General features: G+C 53.8%; 23 protein-coding genes, 2 tRNA genes and 1 pseudogene. 11 read left to right on the forward strand and 15 right to left on the reverse strand.

The window, feature by feature from the left end:
* Positions 1-43: 43 nt before the first annotated feature.
* Positions 44-1207 carry a glutamine-hydrolyzing carbamoyl-phosphate synthase small subunit gene (carA, locus tag OLX08_RS11850; protein WP_391481594.1) on the reverse strand — a complete coding sequence of 388 codons (1164 nt, stop codon included), beginning with the start codon at positions 1205-1207 and terminating at the stop codon, positions 44-46.
* A 203-nt stretch (positions 1208-1410) separates the two neighbouring features.
* Here carA and OLX08_RS11855 point away from each other — a divergent pair, with 203 nt between their 5' ends.
* Positions 1411-1872: a GatB/YqeY domain-containing protein gene (locus OLX08_RS11855; RefSeq protein WP_341247112.1), complete on the forward strand. Its 462-nt coding sequence runs from the start codon at positions 1411-1413 to the stop codon at positions 1870-1872.
* Here the strand turns inward: OLX08_RS11855 and OLX08_RS11860 are convergent.
* The 3 genes from OLX08_RS11860 to lipB form a co-directional block, all read right to left on the reverse strand.
* Positions 1850-2359: a DUF2244 domain-containing protein gene (locus tag OLX08_RS11860; protein WP_391481596.1), complete on the reverse strand. Its 510-nt coding sequence runs from the start codon at positions 2357-2359 to the stop codon at positions 1850-1852. The genes OLX08_RS11855 and OLX08_RS11860 overlap by 23 nt on opposite strands.
* Before the next feature lie 190 nt (positions 2360-2549).
* On the reverse strand, positions 2550-4226 hold the full coding sequence (gene ctaD / locus OLX08_RS11865; RefSeq protein ID WP_391481598.1) for a cytochrome c oxidase subunit I: 1677 nt from the start codon (positions 4224-4226) through the stop codon (positions 2550-2552).
* A 270-nt stretch (positions 4227-4496) separates the two neighbouring features.
* Positions 4497-5153 (reverse strand): lipoyl(octanoyl) transferase LipB, encoded by a 657-nt coding sequence (gene lipB / locus OLX08_RS11870; protein WP_391481600.1) that lies wholly within the window; start codon positions 5151-5153, stop codon positions 4497-4499.
* A 171-nt stretch (positions 5154-5324) separates the two neighbouring features.
* Between lipB and OLX08_RS11875 the strand changes: the two genes are divergently transcribed.
* Positions 5325-5411, forward strand: a tRNA-Leu gene (locus tag OLX08_RS11875).
* Positions 5412-5500: 89 nt separating this feature from the next.
* On the opposite strand, the gene OLX08_RS11880 is transcribed toward OLX08_RS11875, so the two are convergent.
* The gene (locus tag OLX08_RS11880) at positions 5501-5677 is read right to left on the reverse strand and encodes a hypothetical protein (RefSeq protein WP_412535655.1); all 177 of its coding nucleotides are present in this window, start codon (positions 5675-5677) and stop codon (positions 5501-5503) included.
* A gap of 76 nt (positions 5678-5753) precedes the next feature.
* Positions 5754-7592 carry a glycosyltransferase family 2 protein gene (locus OLX08_RS11885; protein WP_391481604.1) on the reverse strand — a complete coding sequence of 613 codons (1839 nt, stop codon included), beginning with the start codon at positions 7590-7592 and terminating at the stop codon, positions 5754-5756.
* Between the two features lie 218 nt (positions 7593-7810).
* Between OLX08_RS11885 and OLX08_RS11890 the strand changes: the two are divergent.
* Together OLX08_RS11890 and OLX08_RS11895 are read left to right on the forward strand one after the other, a co-directional pair.
* Positions 7811-9708 (forward strand): annotated as a pseudogene (locus tag OLX08_RS11890) (YjbH domain-containing protein).
* Positions 9705-10382, forward strand: coding sequence for a YjbF family lipoprotein (locus OLX08_RS11895; RefSeq protein ID WP_391481605.1), 678 nt, complete (start codon positions 9705-9707; stop codon positions 10380-10382). Before OLX08_RS11890 ends, OLX08_RS11895 begins: the two are co-directional and overlap by 4 nt.
* Positions 10383-10385: 3 nt before the next feature.
* On the opposite strand, the gene OLX08_RS11900 is transcribed toward OLX08_RS11895, so the two are convergent.
* From OLX08_RS11900 to OLX08_RS11930, 7 genes are all read right to left on the reverse strand, one after another.
* Positions 10386-11315 carry an AEC family transporter gene (locus OLX08_RS11900; RefSeq protein WP_391481607.1) on the reverse strand — a complete coding sequence of 310 codons (930 nt, stop codon included), beginning with the start codon at positions 11313-11315 and terminating at the stop codon, positions 10386-10388.
* 66 nt (positions 11316-11381) lie between these two features.
* Positions 11382-12185 carry an MBL fold metallo-hydrolase gene (locus tag OLX08_RS11905; protein ID WP_391481608.1) on the reverse strand — a complete coding sequence of 268 codons (804 nt, stop codon included), beginning with the start codon at positions 12183-12185 and terminating at the stop codon, positions 11382-11384.
* Positions 12186-12983 (reverse strand): TatD family hydrolase, encoded by a 798-nt coding sequence (locus tag OLX08_RS11910; RefSeq protein ID WP_391481610.1) that lies wholly within the window; start codon positions 12981-12983, stop codon positions 12186-12188.
* On the reverse strand, positions 12965-14095 hold the full coding sequence (locus OLX08_RS11915; RefSeq protein WP_391481612.1) for a DNA polymerase III subunit delta': 1131 nt from the start codon (positions 14093-14095) through the stop codon (positions 12965-12967). The genes OLX08_RS11910 and OLX08_RS11915 overlap by 19 nt, the downstream gene beginning before the upstream one ends.
* 51 nt (positions 14096-14146) lie before the next feature.
* A complete protein-coding gene (gene tmk / locus OLX08_RS11920; RefSeq protein WP_391481613.1) occupies positions 14147-14743 on the reverse strand; it encodes a dTMP kinase in 597 nt (198 codons plus the stop codon).
* Positions 14744-14746: 3 nt separating this feature from the next.
* Positions 14747-15916 carry a D-alanyl-D-alanine carboxypeptidase family protein gene (locus tag OLX08_RS11925; protein ID WP_391481615.1) on the reverse strand — a complete coding sequence of 390 codons (1170 nt, stop codon included), beginning with the start codon at positions 15914-15916 and terminating at the stop codon, positions 14747-14749.
* Between the two features lie 51 nt (positions 15917-15967).
* Positions 15968-16816, reverse strand: a complete 849-nt coding sequence (locus tag OLX08_RS11930) for an SPOR domain-containing protein (RefSeq protein ID WP_391481616.1) — start codon at positions 16814-16816, stop codon at positions 15968-15970.
* A gap of 166 nt (positions 16817-16982) precedes the next feature.
* Between OLX08_RS11930 and OLX08_RS11935 the strand changes: the two genes are divergently transcribed.
* Positions 16983-17072: transfer RNA gene (locus OLX08_RS11935), tRNA-Ser, on the forward strand.
* A gap of 145 nt (positions 17073-17217) precedes the next feature.
* On the opposite strand, the gene OLX08_RS11940 is transcribed toward OLX08_RS11935, so the two are convergent.
* Positions 17218-18420, reverse strand: coding sequence for an FAD-binding domain-containing protein (locus OLX08_RS11940; RefSeq protein ID WP_391481618.1), 1203 nt, complete (start codon positions 18418-18420; stop codon positions 17218-17220).
* Positions 18421-18561: 141 nt separating this feature from the next.
* Between OLX08_RS11940 and OLX08_RS11945 the strand changes: the two genes are divergently transcribed.
* The 6 genes from OLX08_RS11945 to OLX08_RS11970 all read left to right on the forward strand — a co-directional run bounded on the left by OLX08_RS11945 (position 18562) and on the right by OLX08_RS11970 (position 22353).
* Complete coding sequence (locus OLX08_RS11945) at positions 18562-19185, forward strand: ATP-dependent Clp protease proteolytic subunit (protein ID WP_048599986.1); 624 nt, start codon at positions 18562-18564, stop codon at positions 19183-19185.
* Between the two features lie 218 nt (positions 19186-19403).
* Positions 19404-20669 carry an ATP-dependent Clp protease ATP-binding subunit ClpX gene (gene clpX, locus OLX08_RS11950; RefSeq protein WP_048599985.1) on the forward strand — a complete coding sequence of 422 codons (1266 nt, stop codon included), beginning with the start codon at positions 19404-19406 and terminating at the stop codon, positions 20667-20669.
* A complete protein-coding gene (locus OLX08_RS11955) occupies positions 20666-21019 on the forward strand; it encodes a Rid family hydrolase (RefSeq protein WP_391481620.1) in 354 nt (117 codons plus the stop codon). Before clpX ends, OLX08_RS11955 begins: the two co-directional genes overlap by 4 nt.
* Before the next feature lie 93 nt (positions 21020-21112).
* The gene (locus OLX08_RS11960) at positions 21113-21496 is read left to right on the forward strand and encodes an NADH:ubiquinone oxidoreductase subunit NDUFA12 (protein WP_391481622.1); all 384 of its coding nucleotides are present in this window, start codon (positions 21113-21115) and stop codon (positions 21494-21496) included.
* A gap of 48 nt (positions 21497-21544) precedes the next feature.
* Positions 21545-21994: an outer membrane lipid asymmetry maintenance protein MlaD gene (gene mlaD / locus OLX08_RS11965; RefSeq protein ID WP_391481623.1), complete on the forward strand. Its 450-nt coding sequence runs from the start codon at positions 21545-21547 to the stop codon at positions 21992-21994.
* Positions 21991-22353, forward strand: coding sequence for a DUF2155 domain-containing protein (locus OLX08_RS11970; protein WP_391481624.1), 363 nt, complete (start codon positions 21991-21993; stop codon positions 22351-22353). The genes mlaD and OLX08_RS11970 overlap by 4 nt, the downstream gene beginning before the upstream one ends.
* Here OLX08_RS11970 and aat read toward each other — a convergent pair.
* Positions 22317-22961: a leucyl/phenylalanyl-tRNA--protein transferase gene (gene aat, locus OLX08_RS11975; protein ID WP_391481626.1), complete on the reverse strand. Its 645-nt coding sequence runs from the start codon at positions 22959-22961 to the stop codon at positions 22317-22319. The genes OLX08_RS11970 and aat overlap by 37 nt on opposite strands.
* Between the last annotated feature and the right edge of the window lie 100 nt (positions 22962-23061).

Consider the following 23061-nt stretch of genomic DNA (forward strand, 5'->3'; position numbering starts at 1 on the left):
GTGATGGCGTCTGATCCTTAAAGAGTGGTTAAACCCAAGCCGTTCAAGCAGATGTTTTTGCCTGCTCAGACATGTGCTCTACAAACCGTTCAAACAGGTAATAACTGTCCATCGGGCCCGGACTTGCTTCAGGGTGGTATTGCACGCTGAACACGGGCCGATCAGCCATCCGGATGCCACAGTTAGACCCGTCAAACAAAGAAACATGCGTTTCTAGCACACCGTCGGGTAGTGTTTGGCTATCTACCGTGAAGCCGTGGTTCATTGAGGTGATCTCAACTTTCCCGGTTTCCAAATCCTTAACAGGGTGGTTGGCGCCGTGGTGGCCGTGGTTCATTTTCACAGTTTGTGCACCAAGGGCGAGAGCCAACATTTGGTGACCCAGACAGATACCAAAGACCGGAATGTTAGATTGCGCCAAAACGTCTTTGATCATTGGTACAGCGTAAGTACCCGTCGCTGCCGGATCGCCCGGACCGTTTGACAGGAACACACCGTCGGGTTTGTGTGCCAACACTTCTTCTGCTGTCGCTTTTGCGGGTAGAACAGTTACATCACATCCCGCAGACGCAAGGCACCGCAAAATGTTACGTTTTGCGCCGAAATCTAGCGCGACTACTTTGAAGCCAGCCTCGCTGCGCTTTGCGTGGCCATCGGGCCAAGCCCACCGCATTTCATCCCAAGTGTAGCTTTGTGCACATGTGACGTCTTTTGCGAGGTCGAGCCCTTCGAGGCCCTTGAAATCACGGGCTTTCGCGACGAGCGCTTCAATATCGAATTTTCCATCTTCGCGGTATTCCATCGCCACATGTGGCGCGCCTTGGTGGCGTATCGCGCGGGTGAGGGCGCGTGTATCAACGCCGCCCAGCCCCATGCGGTTGCGTGCGCTAAGCCACTCACCCAGTTCTTGTGTTGAGCGCCAGTTCGATGCGTCTGTCGGGTCCCACTTCACAACCATGCCGGCCGCGATTGGGTCTGCGTGCTCATCATCTTCTGGTGTGATGCCTGTGTTGCCAATGTGTGGGAACGTAAAAGTAACAATCTGGCCGGCGTATGACGGGTCTGTCATAATCTCTTGGTAGCCGGTCATTGCCGTGTTGAAGCAAAGTTCAGCTTCAACGATGCCTTCTGCACCGAAGCCAAATCCGTAGAACAACGTTCCATCTGCAAGGGCGAGGCAAGCTGTGGGGTGAGACGTGTCAGTCATGGCGCAGATTCCGGTTCATCAGGTCAAACTTGGCGGAACATAGGCACTTGGCGTAAGGGCGTCAACAGGCGGTCTGTGCATTGGGTGAATATATAATTTCATATATTTATCAATGACTTGAGGACTTCTCGTCGGGCTTGAGTTGTAACGCTGTTACGCCTATACCTTAGTCCTTTAACTTAACTGACAAATTAGGTCCTGCCATGACAATGAAAGAACAGATTTCTGCCGCGCTGAAAGAGGCGATGAAGGCGAAAGATACTGCCCGCTTGTCAACGCTGCGGTTGGTGAACGCCGCGATCAAAGATCGTGAGATTGCTGCGCGTGGATCTGATGAGGTGGTCTCTGTGAGCGATGCCGATATCACGTCTATTCTGGGCAAGATGGTCAAGCAGCGCAAAGAAAGTGCCAAAGCCTATGAAGAGGGCGGGCGTCTGGAGCTTGCGGAAAAAGAGCTACAGGAAATCTCGATCATCGAGGATTATTTGCCAAAGCAACTTGATGCGGACGAAACCGCAGCCGCAGTTCAAGAAGCCATTCGCACGACCGGGGCCGAGGGCATCCGTGATATGGGTAAAGTGATGGCAGCGTTGAAAGCTGCCTATACCGGCCAGATGGACTTTGGCAGCGTAGGCCCGATGGTCAAGGATCAGCTGAATAGCTAGGGGTCGCTTCACGGTGTTCTTTGAGCAGGCGTTGCACGTCATCATAGAGTGTGACGCGCTCATCAGCTGATAAAAACGCGCCAAGCTCGACCTCGCGGTTGGCGCCTTTCAACGTAACATAGTTTTCTACGGGTCCGGCCTTAGTGTGCATGTGTGCGCTGACCCAGTAGGTGTTAGCTTGCCAGCTTTGGGCCGGTGCACGTGGGTTGATCCGCGACAAAGCAGTTGTTTCACAATCAATTGTAAGCGTTTCGCGCACCGCGGCGTCTTTCTGGTTGCGGCGGATCGCGCTCCAGACTGCCCAAAGTGCGATGATAAAGAATGGCAGCAGACCCCAAACAACGGGGCTGCCCAGAATGGCGATTGCGGGCAGAAAAATTAGGCTGCTGGTAATGCCGATGAACCAGACGAAGCCTTGTGGTGTCATCGATTGGTGAGGCCAAAGTGTTATGGTGCAAGGGTTTTGATTGGTAATTTGATAGGGCATGTCGTCTGTCGCTTGCGTGTCTATTCTTGCCCAGAAGTTAGGCTGCTCTTGCGAGTTAGCAATGCTGACCACTGCTTTTCCACTGTATGTTTTGCCGCAGGTCAAAATGAATGACTTCCATCCGGTCAAAAAGAAAAAGCCCCCGCCGATAAAGGCGAGGGCTTTCTTGTTTCGTCGTGGGCTACAACGCTTAGTGCGCGTGGCCTTTGTCCCAGTCTTCCTGCTTTGGAAGAATTTCAAATGTATGCTCTGGGGGTGGTGATGGAAGTGTCCACTCCAGCGTATCTGCATACTCGTTCCATGGGTTCGCTTCTGTCACGCGGCGTCCTGCAAGCAATGTGTAGAACAGAACCACGATGAAGAAGAGGAACGAACCAAACGACAGGAATGCACCGATCGAGGAGACGTAGTTCCAAGTTGCGAACGCTTCGGGGTAGTCGATGTAGCGACGAGGCATACCCTGACGGCCCAAGAAGTGCTGCGGGAAGAATGTCAGGTTTGCACCGATAAACATTGCCCAGAAGTGCAGCTTACCAGCCCACTCGGGATACATGCGACCGGACATTTTCGGCAGGTAGAAGTAGATACCTGCGAAGATGCAGAACACCGCCCCAAGGCTCATCACGTAGTGGAAGTGAGCAACCACATAGTATGTGTCATGATAAGCGCGGTCTACACCGGCTTGTGACAATACGATGCCTGTTACACCACCGACGGTGAAGAGGAACAAGAAGCCGAACGCCCAAAGCATAGGTGTTTTGAACTCAACAGAGCCGCCCCACATTGTCGCGATCCAGCTAAAGATTTTCACGCCGGTCGGTACCGCAATCACCATCGTTGCCATCATGAAGTATGACTGTTGCGTCAGTGACATGCCGACTGTGTACATGTGGTGCGCCCAGACAACGAAGCCCAAGACACCAATTGCGACCATCGCGTAAACCATTGGCAGGTAGCCAAAGATCGGCTTGCGCGAGAATGTTGCGATGATGTGGCTGATGATACCAAAGCCCGGCAGAATGATGATGTACACTTCCGGGTGTCCGAAGAACCACAAGATGTGTTGGTAGAGAACAGGGTCGCCACCGCCATCAGGCTGGAAGAAGGACGTGCCAAAGTTGCGGTCTGTCAGCAACATTGTGATCGCACCTGCAAGCACGGGCAGTGCCAGAAGGATCAACCATGCAGTTACAAAAATAGACCATGCAAAAAGTGGTACTTTGTGCAGTGTCATACCCGGCGCACGCATGTTCAGGAACGTGGTGATGATGTTGATCGCACCCAGGATCGAAGATGCGCCGGAAACGTGTACAGCAAAGATTGCCAAGTCCATCGACATGCCGGCTTCTGACGTTGAAAGCGGTGGATACATGACCCATCCGACGCCTGAGCCCAATTGGCCGTTGCCGCCTGGTGCCAACATTGATGCGACACCCAGCGACGTACCTGCGATGAACAACCAGAATGACAAGTTGTTCAAACGTGGGAAGGCCATGTCTGGCGCGCCAATTTGCAATGGCATGAAGTAGTTACCAAAACCACCAAACAAGGCGGGGATAACAACAAAGAACATCATCAAAACACCGTGGTAGGTGATCATGACGTTCCACAGGTGACCGTTTGGCGTACAAGTTGCCTCAGATGCGAGGAAACGTGCGCCTTCAAGACACATGTATTGCACGCCAGGTTCCATGAGCTCGAGGCGCATGTAAACTGTGAATGCTACGGAAATGAAACCGACGATACCCGATGCAAATAGGTAAAGAATGCCGATGTCTTTGTGGTTTGTAGACATAAACCAACGGGTAAAGAACCCGCGGTTGTCTTCGTGCTCAGCGTCGTGGCCGTGAATGGCGGCGTCTGCCATGTCCGGTGCCTCCGTTTTTGTTGGTTCCCAATGTATATCACCCCACGAAGCGACTCGTGGAGGGTATTCTGACCTGTTACTAAGGCACAGCCGCTATCAGAGCAATGTTAATACGCCGTAAAATGTGGGCTAAAATGGCGCAGGTCATTCAAGTTGGAACGATCTAAATATCTGATTTTACCGCCAGTTTAGAATTGTAAACAATTGTATACGTTGAAGATCTGGCCCGTCGTAACGGATTGTTTTTGGTATTTCAGTGCTTTGTTATTTCTAAATGATCGCGGGAAAATGCGTCTCAAACGTTTTGCGTAATGCGACGTCGAGGTCGTCCATCGTAACAGGAAGGCCCAAATCCACCAGCGATGTAACACCGTGATCTGTAATTCCGCAGGGCACAATGCCGTCAAAATGCGACAAATCCGGTTCAACATTGATTGAAATGCCGTGAAAGCTGACCCACTTGCGCAGGCGAATTCCAATCGCGGCCACTTTATCCTCAGCCATGCCACCATTCGGGCCAAGCGGCTTTTCAGGCCGCTCAACCCAAACGCCAACCCTACTGTCGCGAATATGACCGGTCACATTGAACTCGCCTAACGCGTCAATCACCCAAGCTTCCAGAGATTGCACAAACGTACGCACATCACGGCCCCGTTTGTTCACGTCAAGCATAGTGTAGATGACCCGCTGTCCCGGCCCGTGATATGTATACTGTCCGCCACGCTTACTCTCAAACACGTCAAAACGGTTTGGGTCGGTCAAATCACTTGGGTCCGCCGATGTGCCTGCAGTGTAAAGAGGGGGGTGTTCAAGCAGCCAGATCGCCTCGTTCATCGTGCCGTCGATGATCCCTGCAACGCGTCGCTCCATCTCAGCGCAAGCCGCGTCATATGAGACCAAAGACGTGGAGGTAATCCATTCGACCATTTAGAATTTCCTAGCTTGCATGTCCCTGCCTACTGACAATCCGATGGCGCAGCGGCAATTTTGCAAGGCAATATCAGGCCATGTTGAGATTGTCATGAGTGACGTGCATTTTTTGACTTGTAAGGCCGCCGCAGTTTGTCTAAGCCGCGCCCATACCAAGCACATGAACATGCGGTCGTGGCGGAATTGGTAGACGCGCAGCGTTGAGGTCGCTGTGAGGTAACACTCGTGGGGGTTCGAGTCCCCCCGACCGCACCATTGTAGATTTCCAAAGCAGTTTCCCATCAAAAAGGCCCCAACGATTTAACGTCAGGGCCAAAGTAATGGTTTGTATTCTGATAACGGCCTTAGGTGCCGTCGTCGTTCGCCGCTACTAGTGCGGCTACCCCGATCAACAGCAACGTTGGCAAGAGCCAACCGATATCATCGTCTTCTGGTTCCAACACTTCTGGATCGACAAGGCCTTCCGCAAGCCCGCCTGCATATGCCGCAAAACCTGCAATTCCTAATCCAATAGAGATCAATAGTAATTTCTTAATCTGGCCCACCAACTCGTTAATACCTTGTTAACTTTATCAGATAGGCCTGTTTTTCCACGTCTTAATTTTTGCCGGTGGTTGTGCCGTAGGCTTCAATTGATTTGCCAAAGTAACTAAGCACGATGCCTTTAATGCGCGAGAGCCAGATCACTACGTCGCCCAAATGCGCTTTTGCCCGTTTGGGGTAGAAGGGCAAAAACATGAACGCACATAAAACGGCGAGTAGGGTCAGGATTATAGATCGGTAGATTTGTATTATGTCGCGCAGCAATCCTTGGGCAGTGCCATAATTGATCCTCCGACTGACACTGGCGTTTAGGGCGTTGTGAGTTGTTCTGAGCGAGAGATACTGCAGCGTTGTCCGATCTCTGTCCACGTCCTCGGATATTTTTGCAGATGGCACCCAATATATTTTCTGCCCCATTTTGAGTACCGACTTGGAAAACGCGGTATCTTCACCGCCTGTTTTGTTGAAGCGGTTATCAAACCGAAGCCCCGCGGCCTCCGCCCCAAACAGATCGCGGTGGAAGAACGCGTTTCCAGTTGCGGCAATCGTCATTGGCTGGCCAAGCCGGTAGCCAGACATTTCTGTTCTGCGCCGAAATGCCGATAGCCCCTTTGGGTATCGGAACACATACGGGCCCGTAAATGCGCGTGCGGTTGGATATGATGCGATTGCGCGCTCATACTCGAGCAGCCAAGCAGGGTCAGCTTCTTGGTCATCATCGAAACTGGCGACCCATTGGCTGCCTCGGGCATCCGCGATGTCCAAGCCCCTGTTGCGTGCGTGTGCTAACCCTTGTTTGGTCTCCAAAACATGAATGACCGGCCAGGGCCACGCTTGCGCGGTGATCCACTGCTGAACTTTTGGGTGTTGTTCGTTCTCAACCACGATGACATCCACGTCGTGATCTCTGCATGGGATCATCATCGCAAGTGAGCGCATTGCACGCTTGAAAAGCTCGGGGCGATTGTGGGTGCACATCACAATGCTGATTTGGCCACGTTTTTTTGACAGACGACGGGCATGCGCTGCGACAGGAAGGTCCGCTGAGGGCAGTTTTCGCAGTTGAAGTTGCGGCCAAAGAACGGCTAGGCCTGCCGCCCAGGCACGGGTCAATCTTAGTCTTTCACGGGCTATATGGGCCGTTCTCCATCGACCCCGTACAATATAAAATCCCGTCTCTTCAAGTAGTTTCCAGCCGAAGTTAAAGCCTTTCAACGCAACGCTCATCCATATTTTGAGAGGTTCGTTTCTAAGGCGTTTTGAGTTTTGTTCAATTTGTGGATCAGGAACCGACAGGTGCTGAAGGTGCCGTATGGTTTTGGTCGAGGTGTTATCCCTAACGCGTGCGAACGGGACGAAAGTGGCGTGATCTGCGCCAAGCGGCCCCAGCTGAAGCAGTGGGGCTTTTATGACGTGATTGGCTTGCCACAGCACAGTGGCTTCTTCGCCGTATGAAATGCCATCGTAAATCCCAGATGTTTGCTTGCAGTCGTTATCCACGGGACCAAAAAACGCGGCTCTCTCAGGCCAAAGGCTTGCGGCTTTTTGTATTTCAGCAAGCCAGTAGGGATCCGGTGTTAAACCGAATGCAAAGAATGCAAACCACTCGCGGCCACTCTGGCTAAAATGTGCGCGCGCCGTGCGATATGTTTCGTGCCAATCGGACGCAGCTACGCTGACAATCTCAATCTGCGCGCAGTTGATATCATTGACGACTTTATCCGCCTGAGCCCTTGCTTCTGATGTACCTTCACTGATGAGCACCATCAGATGCGCCCGTCCGCTGCAGCCTTCCAGAGCAGCCTCAAAATGGCACAATGTTGTTTCGATATCTTTTGGGGTTTCACCGGCCTCGACAGCGATGAAAATATCCAACGAAAAAGTGGGCGACATTACTGAGTACTCGTTAAGTCTGAATTGCGCGTTTGCAATCCATCGGCCACGTTACGGATGTAGTATACGCTTGATGGCGGGGTGATGTAACGGGTGCAAGGGTGAAGCGGTTATCAACAACATTGGTGTGTATTTTGGTCCCATCGGTGCTGGGGGCCGCGGACTTTAACCTTACGCCACGGGGTGTCTCGGGGCTTATTGATATGCCTGATGCGTTCATGTTGCCGGATGCAGAAAGCGCGTTAAGCCTTGCACGTGACAAGGACTTTTCTACGCTGAACTTCACGTTCCAAGCGCTGCCAAGGCTTCAAACCTCGCTCAGCTTCGCGACGTACGACGATATTGGAGCTGGAGTTTCGTCCGAGAATACCTCGCTCAATCTGAAATATGCGCTGACAGATGAAGGGCGTATTTTGCCTGCGATCAGCGTGGGCATTAACGGGCTGTTTGGAAACGATCGTGATGCGGCCGAGTATATTGTGGCGAGCAGAACACTGCACAGACCGTTGAGGCCAGCGTGGGTCTGGGGTGGAGACGCTACGGGGGGACGGCAGATGTTTCCGCACCATTTGGTCAGCGTCCCGCGTTTGACACCGCAAAGCGCGCCAGTTTTGATCACCTGTTCAAAGGGGACGCTGGCGTTTTTGCAGGCCTGTTGTGGCACACACCGGTAGACGGGCTTTCACTGGCCGCTGAATACAGCAGTGATACTTTTGCCAACGAAGCAGTGATGCCAGATAGCCGGTTCAATTTTGGTGCGCGTTACGAGGTCAGTGAAGGACTGACACTTGGGGCCAATCAGCGCGGTGGCGATACCGTCGGTGTGAAGCTGACCCTTTCTGGCAACCCAAACCGGCCACGTGTTGCACAGCCTGTTGGGGCTCCGCCTGTATTTGTTGGCGCGCGCAGTGGTGCGGCGCAAACATGGGGCGGTGCGGCGTCGCCTGATTTTGACCGCTTGGCGGGGTTGCTGTCCGAACAAGGCATTCAATTGCAAAAGGCAAAGTTAGACGGAGACGTTGCGGCGGTCCGTGTTGTGTCTTGGAGCAATGCAGCAGTGCCCAAAGTGATTGGACGTACGGCGCGTGTTTTGGCGGCGACCTCACCGCAAAGCGTCAACGTATTTGATATTTCGCTAACCCTGAACGATCTGCCCACGAAAACCTTTACGATCCGGCGTAACGACATCCATCAATTGGTTGATCAGCCACGGGGTGGCTCGCAAGTGTTGGCCAACACAGGGATCACAGGCGCGTCTGATAGGGCCCAGACATGGGACTGGCAGCAACAACAGCAGCCAGGGTTTTATTGGTCGGTCGCACCGCGCATCCAGCTTGATGTGACTTCTGACAATGAGTTTGATCCTGTGGCGGTTCTAAATGCGTTCGGTAAATATACCGTGTCGCCATCCCTGAGTTTTGTGGGCGTGCTTGATTACTTGTTGGCGGGGGACAAAAATCAAGACCCCGCACCCGCGTTGCCAATGGCGCGCAGCGATAACAGCTCGTATGACCGGAGCTCGGTGCAACTCACGCAACTTGCGGCTGTCTATCAGCGCAAACTTTCCGATACGGTTTACTCGCGGTTTTCCTTTGGCCTTCTAGAGCGCGGCTATGGCGGGGCCAGTGCCGAAATCTTATGGACCCTAAACGCCAGCAATTTCGCATTCGGTCTTGAAGTGAACGAAGTGAAGAAACGTGACTATGACGACCCATTTGAATTTGTGGATTACACGGCCACCACGGGCCATGGCTCGGTCTATTGGGACACAGGGTATAAGAGCGTTTCTGCGCAGTTAGATGTTGGTAAATACCTAGCGGGAGACTGGGGCGGCACAGTGACCCTGTCACGCTATCATGCAAACGGCTGGGACACCTCGCTGAGTGCGACACTCACGGAAGCCAACAAAGACGAGCAACTCAAGTTGGGCCTACGGGTTTCGATCCCGCTGGGTTGGGTCGCACCGACCACGACCGCACAGAAAAGTACGCTGCGCTTGGGCGGTATTTCCGGAGATGCTGGTGCGAGGTTGAATGTGTCTGACCGGCTTTATCCCAAGGTGCGTGATGCGGGTGATCAGCGCGTATACGACAGCTGGGGGGAGTTCTGGAAATGATGCGCGCGATTGTTGGAGCATGTCTGCTGTTATCTACCGCTTGCTCATCAGGGGGCAGCAACGGCCAGCTTTGGAAACTGGCCAGTGAGCAGCTTCGGGATGGACGTGCGGGGTCAAGCCAACAGGTCTCAAGGGCTGAGATTTCGCGTGACCAAATTGACGTGCTTGATCTTGCAAATATCCGTGTCGAGGTACCTGATCAAAAGTTGAGAACGCTGGCGCTGGCCAACCGTGCACGCGGTAACCGTGTGTCATACCTTACACCGTCTAAACGCCAAATTACCCTCAAAGGTGGGTTGGTCGTTGCAACTCAGGGCTTTGGGTTTGACTTGCTGCCAATGCAGGTCGAAAGCAACGACCCGATCGCTTTTCCACTCCCACCAAATAGGTGGCCCGAGGCAATTACACGAACATATTTTACCCCAGGTCGCGGGCCTGACGGACAGTCTTGGAATGTCAGATGTAGCTATAGTGCGGGTGACACGGTGCGTATCACATTGGCTGAGCTGAGTTATACAACCCGTCAAATGATCGAAACTTGCGAGGGCGGAGGGGCCGGATTCCGCAACCTCTATTTTGTGGATGAGCGTACAGGGTTTGCGTGGCAATCGCGCCAATGGGCGGGGCCTGATCAGGGGTATCTCAACGTCGAAGTTCTTGAACCGCTTGATTAGGCGTCACGACAAGATCAACAACCAGACCCAGATAGACACCATGTTTGCGGCAGTGCCCAAAAGGACCGATGTAGCGGCCACACGTTTTGCCCGCCCGTACATGTTTGCGAATAAGTAGGCGTTGATACCGGGGGCGGAGGCGGCTGTAATGATAGCTGAGCGCATCTCGAAGGTAGACAGATCAACCAGCTGACCAACGCTGTAAACGATCACTGGATGGACCACTAACGACAGGGCGACAACGTAAAGCACCGTGGTCATATCACCTTCGGGTTTATAGCGGTGTAACACGCCGCCAAGTCCGAAAAGTGCGGCGGGCAGGGCGGCACGGATCATCAAATCAATGGCGTCTTGCAGCACACTCGGCACGGTCAATCCGGTGAGGTTCACGATGAAGCCAAGCGAAATGCCGATGATCAGTGAGTTTTTGATCGTAGAGGTAAATATGGTGCGCGCAACGTCACGGGCAGGCGCGCCGTGGGCTTTGGCAAGCTCCATCCCGATGATGCCAATGCTTAGGTTAAGTGGCGCGTGAATGGCGATGATGGCGTAGTTACCGGTCAGGGCCTCGGAGCCAAAAGCGCGCTCGGTAATTGGCAGGCCAAGAAGTACGGAGTTTGAAAAGAGCGCCACAAACCCGATGGCAACTGCGTCTTCCCAATCGCGTTTGAACAGTACTCTGGCACCGATCAGCCCCAAGGCGAAACACACAAATGCGCCTAAATAAAAGCTAAGCAGAATGGGCCAGTTGAAGGATTGGTCAAGATCAAGGTTAGCGATGGCCGAAAACAGCAAGCACGGGATCGCAAATCCTTGGGCAAACTTCATCAGCCCATCAACATATTCTGCCTTAAACAATCCACCCCACGAGGCGGCATAGCCGAAACCGACCAACAAAAAGACAGGAATAATGACGTCAATCAGAGCTTGCATGGCGGGTCCGGGGTGGGTGAGCAGCGTCGCGGGCCTCCGGCGGGGATATTTGAAAACAAAAGAAAGCTAGAGCTGAACTTTTATCTGCATCCCGTCGAAAGCTGGTGTGACGTGATCAGGGGTTTCACGGTTGAGTGTGTCGTAGTCAAGATCGAGATGCATGTTGGTCAGCACCGCTTGGGACGGTCTCAGGCGATCCACCCATTCAAGTGCTTGTTCAACATTGAGGTGTGTCGGATGCGGTTCATAGCGCAGGGCATCAAGAATGAAGTATTCAAGGTTGTGCAGCATCGCAAAACCATCCTCACCCATGCTGGACACATCAGGCATGTACGCCACGTTGCCAATTCGAAAGCCAAGCGCCTCGATAGAGCCATGGGTCACGCGAATTGGCGATAGAATGATTTCGCCGCCATTGCCCGACACAGTAACATCGCCATCGATTGCATTGAGGTTCAAAATAGGCGGATAGCTTGATCCAGCCGGCTGGACAAAGGCGTATCCAAACCGCGAAATAAGGTCGTTTGTCGTGTCGCCATCGGCATAAACATCAAGGCGGCTGCGCATATTGTAAACGATCTGGCGCAGGTCATCGATGCCGTGGACATGATCTGCGTGGCTGTGGGTGTAGACAACCGCATCCAACGCGCCGACACCCGCATCAAGCAACTGGCTGCGCATATCGGGTCCAGTATCGATCAGGACCGTAGTGGTGCCTTCATCTGTGTGCTGCTCAATAAGTAGCGCACAGCGGCGACGCCTGTTTTTAGGATTACCTGGATCGCACGCCCCCCAGTTTCCGCCGTTGGGCCCCAATCGCGGAACGCCTCCTGATGAGCCGCAACCGAGTATGGTAAACACCCGCTCCATTTAGGCGGCCTTTGAGAAGAGGCGATGAAAGTTGTCTGTGGTCGCTTTGGCGAAATCATCAAGCGATATGCCGAAGACCTCTGCGCCAACCGCCGCGGTGTGGGCCGTGTAGGCGGGTTCATTTCGTTTTCCGCGAAACGGCTTTGGTGCTAAATACGGGCTGTCAGTTTCCACCAAGACACGGTCCAGTGGAGCAGCGGCAAAGATGTCGCGCACTTCTTGCGATTTGGGGAATGTCGCGATGCCCGACATGGACAGATAAAATCCCAGATCGAGAGTACGGCGCGCCAGCTCCGGCCCACTTGAAAAGCAATGCATGACACAGTCAAACGGACCCTTGGCGTAGGCCGCCTCAAGGATATCTGCCATGTCCTCATCTGCCGCGCGAGAGTGGATGATCAGCGGCAGCCCTGTTTCGCGGGCGGCATCGATGTGTACGGCAAGAGAGGTTTTTTGTACCTCAGCGCTGTCGGCCGTATAGTGATAATCCAGACCGGTCTCGCCGATGCCTACAAACTTGGGGTGCTGCGCAAGGTCAACAAGGTGTTTCACAGTGGCCATCGGCTCATCCGCGGCAGACATTGGGTGCGTACCCGCCGCATAGTAGACGGATGGAAATTCTTCAGCGATTTTGCGTACTTGTGGCTCGTTCTTCAACTTTGTGCAGATCGTTACCATTTTGCCCACACCGGCCTCAACGGCCCGCGCCACGATATCTGCGCGTTCTTCGTCAAAGTCTGGAAAATCGAGGTGGCAGTGGCTGTCGACTATCATGGTGGCTACCTTTTTGCGGCCCATTTGGCGGCTTCTTGGTCAATCTTGAGGCCCGTATCAACGACCAACACCGCAGGGTCAAGGTTGACCGCTTTGCCATGCCTAAGACGTGCGCCAATGTCTTGGTGAAGTGCCGCCCATGCCTTTCCCGCAGCTTGATTAGGGCAAAGGCGTTGTAGCAGCGCGCCTTCGTTGTGTGCTGCCTCCACGGATGGTGCACCTGTAATGCCGGTGCGTGCGATCCGTGACAACAACGTGTCAATCTGGTTCAAAAATAGATCAAACTGGGGTGCCTTGGCGCGGCCAATCATGCCGTCGCCGAGTTTACTGAGTTTAGCTCGGTCAAGGCCTGGCGCGTTTTGGAGTAACTCAACCAGTCGGGCATATGTATCAAGACCGCCAAGGTTCAGTAGCCTTAACGCTTCCCCAACAGAGCCATCTGCGAGAGCGTTCAGGTGATCCATATTCGTGGGAAGTGGTACACCCGCTTGCGCCAAGGCTTGGGTCATATCCTCTGCAGATAACCTGTTGAAAGACAGCGTACGGCACCGTGACCTAATGGTTGGCAGCAGGCGCGAAGGCTGATGGCAGATCAGCAAAAGCGTGGTGTTTGCAGGTGGCTCCTCAAGCAGCTTCAAGATGGCATTCGCGGTCTGAACATTCATTTCATCCGCCGCATCAATGATCACAACGCGCGGTGTGCCGTCGGCCGCAGACATGGTCAGAAATTCTTTGAGCCTGCGTGCCTCATCGACGGTGATTACAGTCTTAAGTTTGCTTTTGTCCTTCTCATCGACGGCGCGACGCAAGACGAACAGCCCGCTTTCGGATCCGGCGGCCATTCGGCGTGCAACGGGATGCTCTGGATAAATGTGCAATGTGCTGGGCGCCGCCGTATCGCCGAACATATCCGGCTTTCCCGCTGGGGGCGTGGCGATCAGAAATCTTGCAAAGTGATAAGCGAATGTCGCTTTGCCGGTACCGCGCGGGCCTTGCAGCATCCACGCGTGATGTTGCCGCCCAGAGGTGAATGCATCAAGTACCGCAGCCTCCGCCGCCCCATGCCCAAACAGGCGTGTGGTTTCGCGCGGATGTGGCGCACCTTCAATGCGGTCGGGTTCGGGCAGATCAGACATAGCAAAGGTGTGCCACGGGTCTGGGGCAGGTAAAAGCGCTAATTGCGCCTTCTAAATGACTGCGGCTTGGACGTCGTGCCAGACGTCCTCAATGGACCTGTTTCCATCAATCACCCGCCAACGGGCAGGATCCTGTTTGGCGAGATCAAGGAACCCTGTACGAAGGGCCTGCTGAAATTCGAGGCCCATGTCCTCAAAGCGGTCTTCGCCGCTTGATCTGGCCAAGCCGCGTTGCAGCGCTGTTTTCGGGTCCATGTCGATCAATATCGTCAGGTCAGGTTCACGCTCAATCATCAAACTGTGCAACGCATCTACTTTGCTGCGTAAATCGCCACGGGTCGCACCTTGATAGACCCGTGTGCTGTCGGCAAAGCGGTCACTGATCACCGTTGTGCCGCGTTCAAGGGCAGGGCGGATGGTCTTTTCAAGGTGGTCACGACGGGCCGCTGTGAATAATAAAAGCTCTGTTTCAGCGGACCAGCGATCTGGCTCCCCCTCAACCAGCAGGCGGCGAATTTCTTCGGCACCGGTTGAACCACCGGGTTCGCGGGTCAAAATTGCGTTGGGCAGGGCGTCAGCAAGGCGGCGCGCTTGGGTCGATTTGCCAGAGCCATCGATGCCCTCAAAAGTAATGAAACGTGCAGTCATGGATTAATTCGTCGCCATAAGGGGAACTGTTGGTCCGGCTATTTTGCGGATGACAACGCGGCTTGCGGTGCGCATGCGGCTCAGAAAGCCACCGGCAGAAACGTCGTGTTCAGCAACTAACGGGATACGGGTGTCGGGAAGGCCATTAACACTTACCACCAATTCGGCCAGAACATCGCCTTTCAAGATTGGTGCTTCGATCGGGCCTGTGTAGGCGACTTCGGCCTTTACCTGATCCGCAGCCAAGACGGGGAGCAGCATGGAAAGATCCTGCGCAACCGCAAGGCCCACCAGCGGCAAATCACCATTCCAAACCTCAGCATCGGCAACCTTGGTACCGGCCGTGATGATATCTTTCTGAGCGAACTGACGAAAAGCCCAATCAACGATGCGTTCTGCTTCTTCGGCGCGTCCCGCTGCGGTTTCGAGGCCAGTGATTACAAAAATTACACGGCGATCACCTTGTTTTGCGCTACCCACAAGGCCGTAACCCGCTTCTTGTGTGTGGCCGGTTTTCAGGCCGTCTGCCCCAATATCAAGTGCCAGTAAAGGATTGCGGTTCAACCGGTTTGAGCTTTCTGTCGGGTCAAATAAAAATTCGCGTTGTGCAAAAAGGGGGTAGTGCTGGGGGAAGTCTTTGATCAGCAGGTCCGCAAGCGTGCCAAGGTCGCGCATCGACATGCGATGGTCGGGTGCGGGCCATCCGTTGGAGTTGGTGAAATTGCTGTCCATCATCCCCAATTGGCGCGCGCGGGCAGTCATCATTTTCGCAAAGCCAGCCTCGGTGCCGTCTACGCTAAGCGCCTCGGCAATGACTGCGCAGGCGTCGTTGCCCGACAAAACAATGATGCCCGTTATGAGGTCCGCGACACTGACGCGTTCGCCGCGTCTAAGAAACAAAGTAGAGCCGCCATAGTTCATCGCGTTTTGACTAACGAGCAGCTCTTCATCCATGCTGAGCCTGCCGTCTTCTACAGCTTCAAACGCCATATAAAGTGTCATCAGTTTGGACATTGACGCCGGTGGCAAAGGTTTCGATGCGTTCTTGGCCAGCAGTACCGTGCCGGTTGTCTGATCGATGACGTAAGCGGCCGTAGCGCGGGTTTCAAAACTATGGGCAGCGCTGAGGGGCAGTATCAAAAATGCCAAAACGATGAGTAACCGGTGGGTCATATGTGCCTCATTGCTGATCTGAGCATGCGCCGTGATCTTGGCGCGTGCTGTCTAATTGGTGACGTAATAGGCGTCATTAAAGCCGCGTGATTTGACCTTTTTCAACAGCCCCGCGCGTTCAGATGTATTGGTCGCTGGCCCAACGATGACGCGCCAAAAAGTTTTGTCATTGCTGGTGCCTTGAAGAACCTGCGGGATAATGCCCGCCTGACGCATCGCCTCAGCAGTGTTCTTTGCGTTTTGCTCAACGTTGAAAATGCCAATTTGAATAAACGGCTTATTCAACGTGGACACAGCGGGGCGTGGTGTTGGTTTGGCCGCTGGCGGCTGTTCCGTTGATGCATCAATGGCGTTGGCAGCGGTGGTCACAATATCATCGAGAGGCTGCGCTTCAACTGCGGCTGGTTTTTCAATGGCTGTTTGCGCAGGCGTGGTTTGCGTTGGTTCTTCCACTGCTTCACGGCGCAAAGCCGTCACATTGAGCGGCACCGGCTGTCCCGCCAACACCCCGATTGCGTCTGCGGCATCTGAGGAAAGCTGAAGGCTGGGGCCGGGATTGTCGCGTTCACGGCGAAAAAGAGCACCGATAACAAATTTACCGTTCGCTTGATTTCGAATAATGACCCGCTCGGGATCTTTCACATCAGGGTGGGCCACCCAGACACCACCCAAGCTTGGGCGTCCATCCCAAAGGCCTGTTTCTGTCACTTGAAACACGTCTGGTGCTTCGACGTCGCGTTCAACAAGTCGCGCGGTAGTTGCGGGCGTCACGGTCGCATCGGGGCTTGTTTGCAGGGCTTTAAGGGACAGCTGACCGTTCTCGTCACACCCCGAAAGCAGCACCGCCGCTGCCAAAAAAGCGCCAACGGAATGCACTGTCGTGATGCGTTTTGCAGCCATAATTCTGTCCGTCCTGTGTGCCTGCTGTGCGACAAGGTTGACCCTGTTCGCTATCTAATTTCCACAACCTTATCGAAAGGTCATGCTTTTGAAAAGCGACGGAAATGCTTTAGGCAACATTCCCCACTTTTCGAATCAAAATTTGCACGCTACACGGTCCAAACGCGGAGGTTTGGCAGAGTGGTCGAATGCACCGGTTTTGAAAACCGACGTACGTGAGAGCGTACCCAGGGTTCGAATCCCTGAGCCTCCGCCACCTTTATTTAAATTTGATTTCTAGGTGGTTAGCGGCTTTAGCTAAACCTGGCTGGTTTGGAGCAAAGCTCGAAGGGCTATGCAGATTACCCACTGCACAGCACATCCGGCCTTTAGCTATTCTCAGAAAACCAAATTAAAGCAACTCATCCCAAACCTGCGATCAGTTTGGGGATGTTGGTTTTGAATTTGAAGAAACCTGCCGTGGCATAGGGCCAAGCTTGCGCGTCATAGTCTGGCATCGCTTGGGTCAATGCTATTCCTTTACCTTTCAAGGCCTTGTCGAGCTTCTTTAAAGTGTCATTGGCGGGGCCTACGGGGGCGTAGTTTGCAGCGACTTGATCGCATTCCAGATCCGCGGCCATCTGTGCGATGGCTTCCACATCCAAAATTTCCGGGGTCATTCCCAATTTGTCTGCGAAGCGCTCACCGGTGTCTTGAAGCCCGTCTTCTGTGAATACCCGCACGTTTTCCGCTACGTTCAGCGGCGTGCGTGCATCGTGACAAGCTAGGGCAGCTGCGCCGACAACTTCACATCCTCGGGTTGCGTTCAGCACGGTCGAAAGCGCCATGTCATCTTCGTGGATCACGATTAGTGTCCGTGCGCCGGCTTGGGGCGCATCTGGTGTTTTGATCGGTTGCCGGTCGGGGTTTGCAAAGCCGCTCAGAGGTTCCGCGTGGGGGGCAAGGCCCGTTGGCCTAAAACGCCCTTCGGTGTATTTTGTGATGTTGTCGGGGCGGGCCAGATAGGTCTTGCCCACGGTTTGAAGTCCGCCGACCCACCGCCATGAGCAGGTGTTTGATGCGGCATCGCCGTCAAGCAGGTGGCGCATGAAGAAATCCGCGCCCAACTCCCAAGGTAGCCGAAGCGTGAAGATCCAGATTGATGCGAACCACATCCGTGCGTGATTGTGCAGATAACCTGTCTCAGCCAGCTCTTTCGCCCAATGATCAAAACAGTCGATCCCCGTGGTGCCGGCGCACGCGGCTTCCCACTCGGCGCGCAGCCCACTTTGGGTCTGCACATTGTTCAGCGCCGCGTTCAGCCCTTGCTTATACATCCCCCAAACTGGCGCGCGCATCTCAAGCCAGCCCTTCCAATAGGTGCGCCAGTAGACTTCTTGAACGAATTTTTCGAGACTTTGTGCGCTGTATCGTCCCAGAACTGTACGCAAGACTTCTTCTTCTGTGATCAGTCTGTGACGGATATAGGGAGAGAGTTGTGACACGCCTTCGTGGCCTGCAACGTCATAATTTCTCCGCAGGCCATAGCGCCCTGCGCGTGGCACGAATGAGGAGAGGCGCTCGAGCGCGGCGGTGCGGGTCGGGGGGAAATGTGTTTGTGTCATGGGCGGCAGATAACGCGCCATGAAGTGGTTTCAACAAAAAGCCTCGCGCCGCCTTGCAGCCCGCTATCACGCGTCCTAATCTTATCTTAGTAAATTGAGGCTACTAAGTAGCGGCACACACATGCAGGATGAGGCATTCCCATGAAAGATCCAGTCGAAACATATATGAACCTTGTCCCTATGGTTGTTGAGCAAACCAGCCGTGGCGAACGCGCCTATGACATTTTCTCGCGTCTTTTGAAGGAGCGGATCATCTTTTTGAACGGCCCCGTCCATGATGGCATGTCGCAGCTTGTCGTGGCGCAGTTGCTCCACCTTGAGGCTGAAAATCCGTCCAAAGAGATCAGCATGTACATCAACTCACCAGGTGGTGTGGTGACGTCAGGTTTGTCCATTTATGACACCATGCAGTACATCCGTCCCAAAGTATCAACGCTTGTGATTGGTCAGGCGGCATCAATGGGCTCGCTTTTGCTGACGGCTGGCGAAAAAGGTATGCGCTTTTCTCTGCCAAACAGCCGCGTGATGGTTCACCAGCCTTCTGGCGGATACCAAGGGCAGGCGACAGACATCATGATCCATGCTCAGGAAACGCAAAAGCTGAAGACCCGTTTGAATGAAATTTACGTCAAGCACACGGGCAATAAATTGAAAGACGTCGAAGCAGCGCTTGAGCGTGATAACTTCATGTCGCCCGAAGAGGCAAAAGACTGGGGTTTGATCGACGAGATCGTTGAAAACCGCTCCAAAGGTGACGACGCGTAGTGACGCTTTTCCATCGGAATACTTGGGCCGGACATGAATGTGTTAAGCCCTTGTTAACCTTTGATTGCAGCACCGCTTAAACGATTAGAAGAATGCCCCCAATTTCTCGAAATGGGGGCATTTTCGCATTGTAGCCGATTTTTGCCTGTCTTAGCATGGGTCGACGTCAAGATGGCACCAAACGCAACTCGGGGGACACGCCCCCAAAGGATGATACTATGACCAACCAAGCAAGCGGCGACGGAAAGAACACACTTTACTGCAGCTTTTGCGGTAAATCGCAGCATGAGGTGCGCAAACTTATCGCGGGTCCAACGGTATTCATTTGTGATGAATGCGTTGAATTGTGCATGGATATCATCCGTGAAGAGACAAAAGCGACCGGTCTGAAGTCATCCGAAGGCGTGCCAACGCCGCTCGAGATTTGTGGCGTGTTGGACGATTATGTCATTGGCCAAGCCAAGGCAAAGCGCGTGCTGTCGGTGGCGGTTCACAACCACTACAAACGACTGAACCATGCTGGCAACGGCTCAGACATCGAGTTGGCGAAATCAAACATCATGCTGATCGGGCCAACGGGGTGCGGAAAAACACTTCTTGCCCAAACTCTTGCGCGCATTCTTGATGTGCCCTTCACCATGGCCGACGCCACCACATTGACCGAAGCCGGTTATGTTGGGGAAGACGTTGAAAACATTATTTTGAAGTTGCTGCAGGCGTCTGAATATAACGTCGAGCGCGCACAGCGCGGCATCGTCTACATCGACGAAGTTGATAAAATTACACGTAAGTCTGACAATCCATCAATTACCCGCGATGTGTCGGGCGAGGGCGTGCAGCAGGCTCTGCTGAAGATCATGGAAGGTACAGTTGCGTCTGTGCCCCCCCAAGGTGGGCGCAAGCATCCACAGCAAGAGTTTTTGCAGGTGGACACAACCAACATTCTGTTCATTTGCGGCGGGGCGTTTGCAGGCCTCGATAAGATCATTGCGCAGCGCGGCAAGGGATCTGCGATGGGCTTTGGGGCTGACGTCAAAGACGAAAGCCAAAAGACTGTGGGTGAGTACTTCAAAGACCTCGAACCTGAGGATCTGCTGAAATTCGGCCTGATCCCGGAGTTTGTTGGCCGCTTGCCTGTTATTGCGACGCTCGAAGACTTGGACGAAGACGCTCTGGTTACGATCTTGACCCAGCCTAAGAACGCGCTGGTGAAGCAATACCAACGCTTATTTGAGCTTGAAGATGTTCAGCTGACTTTCACCGATGATGCGTTGTCCGCGATTTCCAAGCGCGCGATTGAGCGTAAAACTGGTGCGCGTGGCCTGCGCTCGATCCTCGAAGACATCTTGCTTGATACCATGTTTGACATGCCCGGTCAGGAAAGCGTCACCGAGGTGGTGGTCAATGAAGAAGCTGTTAATTCTGACGCAGAACCCTTGCTGATCCACGGTGATACAAAGGCTAAAGAAGACGCTACCGCATGATCAAGCGCATCCACTCCGGAGGAGAATTTGAAGCCAAGATTGGTTATTGCCGCGCGGTTGTTGCGGGTGGATTCGCGTTTGTCGCCGGTACCGTTGGTCAAGGTGATGACGTTGTCAGCCAATGCGGTTCAGCGCTTGGGACCATCAAGAATGCGTTGACCGAGGCGGGCTCCGACATCTCCAAAGCGGTGCGCGTTACGTATTACTTGCCCGACATCACTGAGTTTGAGGCCTGCTGGCCGCAGCTTTCTGAGGCGTTCGGTGATAATCCGCCTGCGGCCACGGTGATTGAAGCAAAGCTTTTGCATCCGCGCTTCCGGATTGAGATCGAAGTTACAGCGCTGGCCTAACCGCACTGCGCAGATCGTATGCAAAACGTAATCTGCCTAGACGTTGGGGCACAAATGCGGCATAGCAAGGCAAGCAGATCAAAGAGGGCACCCATGGGTATTTTGAACTTCGTGAAACGGGCCGCCGTTTGGTGGGACGGACAAACACTCGGAACACAGCTATGGACGTGGCGCAAAGGCACTTTGGTCGGCCAAGATTCCCAAGGAAATCAGTTTTATCAAAGCAAAGACGCCGCGCGCCGTTGGGTGATTTTCAATGGCGAAGCAGATGCTTCGCGGGTTGATCCGGACTGGCATGGCTGGCTGCACCACACGTGGAACGAAACGCCCACAGATGCACCACTGGCACACAAGCCATGGGAAAAAGAGCACCTGCCGAACCTAACTGGTACAACCCTTGCCTATGCGCCCGCAGGGTCTATCCGTAAAGGCGACCCAGCACCGCGTAGCGACTATGAGGCGTGGACGCCGGAGTAAGTCACGGGGTTCTGACCGATTTTTCTGTAAATAGGCAAAGGTGTTTGCATGACGTATTCCCGCGGTGAAATTGCCCTTGGTGGCGTCGTTCTGGCGGCAGCTACTGCCTTTTTGATCTATGCAGCAGGCCTGACAGGGTTTGGAGCAAGCTCTGGTGGCCAATTCACGCTACAAGCAAGCTTTCGTAGTGCCGATGGTGTCGCAGTTGGGACAGATGTTCGGTTGGCTGGCGTCAAGATTGGCGCTGTTACGGCGATGGATTTGAACCCTGTCACCTACCGCGCTGAAACGAAACTGGCGATCGCAGATGGCGTTGAAATCCCCGATGATAGTGCAATCTCAATTGAATCTGAGGGCCTTCTTGGCGGTAACTTCGTCAACATTTCCCCCGGTGGGTCAGAGTTCTACTTTGCTAGCGGCGATGAGGTTGAAGACACCCAAAGTGCCGTTAGCCTGATCACACTGCTGCTGCGTTTTGTCGGTGGATCGACTGAATGACAGTGGTTTGGCGTTCTTTTGTTGCGCTATTTCTATCCGCGTCTGCCAGTTTCGCGCAATCTGCTGACACTGCAACAGGCGGTACTCTACGCGTCCTCGACAAAACCAACGGCACTGTTTCAGACTTTGACCTTGCATCAGGTCAGTCGGCTCAAAAAGGCTTGATTAGCGTACAGCTGCGCGAATGCCGGTACCCCACGTCAAACCCGACAGGCGATGCCTTCGCGCTGATTACAGTGCGTGCGCAAGGCGCTAGTGATCCCGTCTTTGACGGTTGGATGATTGCATCTGCACCGGCGCTGAATGCGCTAGAACACCCGCGCTATGACGTCTGGGTATTGCGTTGTAAAACATCCTGAGGGCTTGGCGCACGCCCGTCTGTGAACGCAAAATTAGCACTTTGAGAGAGCGCCATCCCAAGACGGCGATGATATTCCGTCCGTGGAATTTCTACAGCACCAAGGCTGGCGAGGTGATCTGTAAGAAACTGAGTATCAAACAAGCTAAACCCTTGGGTCCGCAGCATATCGATCAAATAGGCGAGTGCAATTTTTGATCCATTAGTCGCGTTCGAAAACATGCTTTCGCCAAAAAACGCAGTTCCTATGGCCACCCCGTAAACACCGCCAATCAGGCTATTGTTTTCGCCGCGTACCTCAATTGAGTGGGCATCCCCGCGGTTATGCAGTTCGAGGTACAGCTCTTTGATCTGCGCGTTGATCCAGGTTTCGGTTCGCGCTGCACATTGATCAACGACTTCTTCAAACGCCTGATTAAGGGTGACGCTGTGCGGTGTGGTGCGCATCGCTTTTGCCAGTGACCGTGAGATGTGAAAACGGTCCAGCTCGAAGATGCCGCGCTGACGTGGGTCGACCCAGAAGACCTCATTGACCTCACGACCTTCTGACATCGGGAAAATACCCGAGCGATAGGCTTGAAGCACCAGATCGGAGCTGAGTTTTTCCATTGGCATGTGGCATGAGCCTTTCTTGCGTAGCGTGCGCCAGCTTGGCCCAAAAAGAAAGGGCCAGTCTTTCAACTGGCCCGATGTATTATGTTTTCAAGGG

Origin of the sequence: Nereida ignava, assembly GCF_047114695.1 — a bacterium.
GTDB lineage: Bacteria > Pseudomonadota > Alphaproteobacteria > Rhodobacterales > Rhodobacteraceae > Nereida > Nereida ignava.

Excerpts from the sequence above, each read along its gene's own strand:
- ctaD (WP_391481598.1), bottom strand. The coding sequence starts at position 4,226 with ATGGCAGACGCCGCCATTCACGGCCACGACGCTGAGCACGAAGACAAC.
- OLX08_RS11970 (WP_391481624.1), top strand. The coding sequence starts at position 21,991 with ATGACAGTGGTTTGGCGTTCTTTTGTTGCGCTATTTCTATCCGCGTCT.
- OLX08_RS11895 (WP_391481605.1), top strand. The coding sequence starts at position 9,705 with ATGATGCGCGCGATTGTTGGAGCATGTCTGCTGTTATCTACCGCTTGC.
- OLX08_RS11915 (WP_391481612.1), bottom strand. The coding sequence starts at position 14,095 with ATGTCTGATCTGCCCGAACCCGACCGCATTGAAGGTGCGCCACATCCG.
- clpX (WP_048599985.1), top strand. The coding sequence starts at position 19,404 with ATGACCAACCAAGCAAGCGGCGACGGAAAGAACACACTTTACTGCAGC.
- OLX08_RS11930 (WP_391481616.1), bottom strand. The coding sequence starts at position 16,816 with ATGGCTGCAAAACGCATCACGACAGTGCATTCCGTTGGCGCTTTTTTG.
- OLX08_RS11885 (WP_391481604.1), bottom strand. The coding sequence starts at position 7,592 with ATGTCGCCCACTTTTTCGTTGGATATTTTCATCGCTGTCGAGGCCGGT.
- OLX08_RS11925 (WP_391481615.1), bottom strand. The coding sequence starts at position 15,916 with ATGACCCACCGGTTACTCATCGTTTTGGCATTTTTGATACTGCCCCTC.
- OLX08_RS11960 (WP_391481622.1), top strand. The coding sequence starts at position 21,113 with ATGGGTATTTTGAACTTCGTGAAACGGGCCGCCGTTTGGTGGGACGGA.
- OLX08_RS11910 (WP_391481610.1), bottom strand. The coding sequence starts at position 12,983 with ATGGGCCGCAAAAAGGTAGCCACCATGATAGTCGACAGCCACTGCCAC.
- mlaD (WP_391481623.1), top strand. The coding sequence starts at position 21,545 with ATGACGTATTCCCGCGGTGAAATTGCCCTTGGTGGCGTCGTTCTGGCG.
- carA (WP_391481594.1), bottom strand. The coding sequence starts at position 1,207 with ATGACTGACACGTCTCACCCCACAGCTTGCCTCGCCCTTGCAGATGGA.
- OLX08_RS11855 (WP_341247112.1), top strand. The coding sequence starts at position 1,411 with ATGACAATGAAAGAACAGATTTCTGCCGCGCTGAAAGAGGCGATGAAG.
- aat (WP_391481626.1), bottom strand. The coding sequence starts at position 22,961 with ATGGAAAAACTCAGCTCCGATCTGGTGCTTCAAGCCTATCGCTCGGGT.
- lipB (WP_391481600.1), bottom strand. The coding sequence starts at position 5,153 with ATGGTCGAATGGATTACCTCCACGTCTTTGGTCTCATATGACGCGGCT.
- OLX08_RS11940 (WP_391481618.1), bottom strand. The coding sequence starts at position 18,420 with ATGACACAAACACATTTCCCCCCGACCCGCACCGCCGCGCTCGAGCGC.
- OLX08_RS11905 (WP_391481608.1), bottom strand. The coding sequence starts at position 12,185 with ATGGAGCGGGTGTTTACCATACTCGGTTGCGGCTCATCAGGAGGCGTT.
- tmk (WP_391481613.1), bottom strand. The coding sequence starts at position 14,743 with ATGACTGCACGTTTCATTACTTTTGAGGGCATCGATGGCTCTGGCAAA.
- OLX08_RS11860 (WP_391481596.1), bottom strand. The coding sequence starts at position 2,359 with ATGCCCTATCAAATTACCAATCAAAACCCTTGCACCATAACACTTTGG.
- OLX08_RS11945 (WP_048599986.1), top strand. The coding sequence starts at position 18,562 with ATGAAAGATCCAGTCGAAACATATATGAACCTTGTCCCTATGGTTGTT.
- OLX08_RS11900 (WP_391481607.1), bottom strand. The coding sequence starts at position 11,315 with ATGCAAGCTCTGATTGACGTCATTATTCCTGTCTTTTTGTTGGTCGGT.
- OLX08_RS11955 (WP_391481620.1), top strand. The coding sequence starts at position 20,666 with ATGATCAAGCGCATCCACTCCGGAGGAGAATTTGAAGCCAAGATTGGT.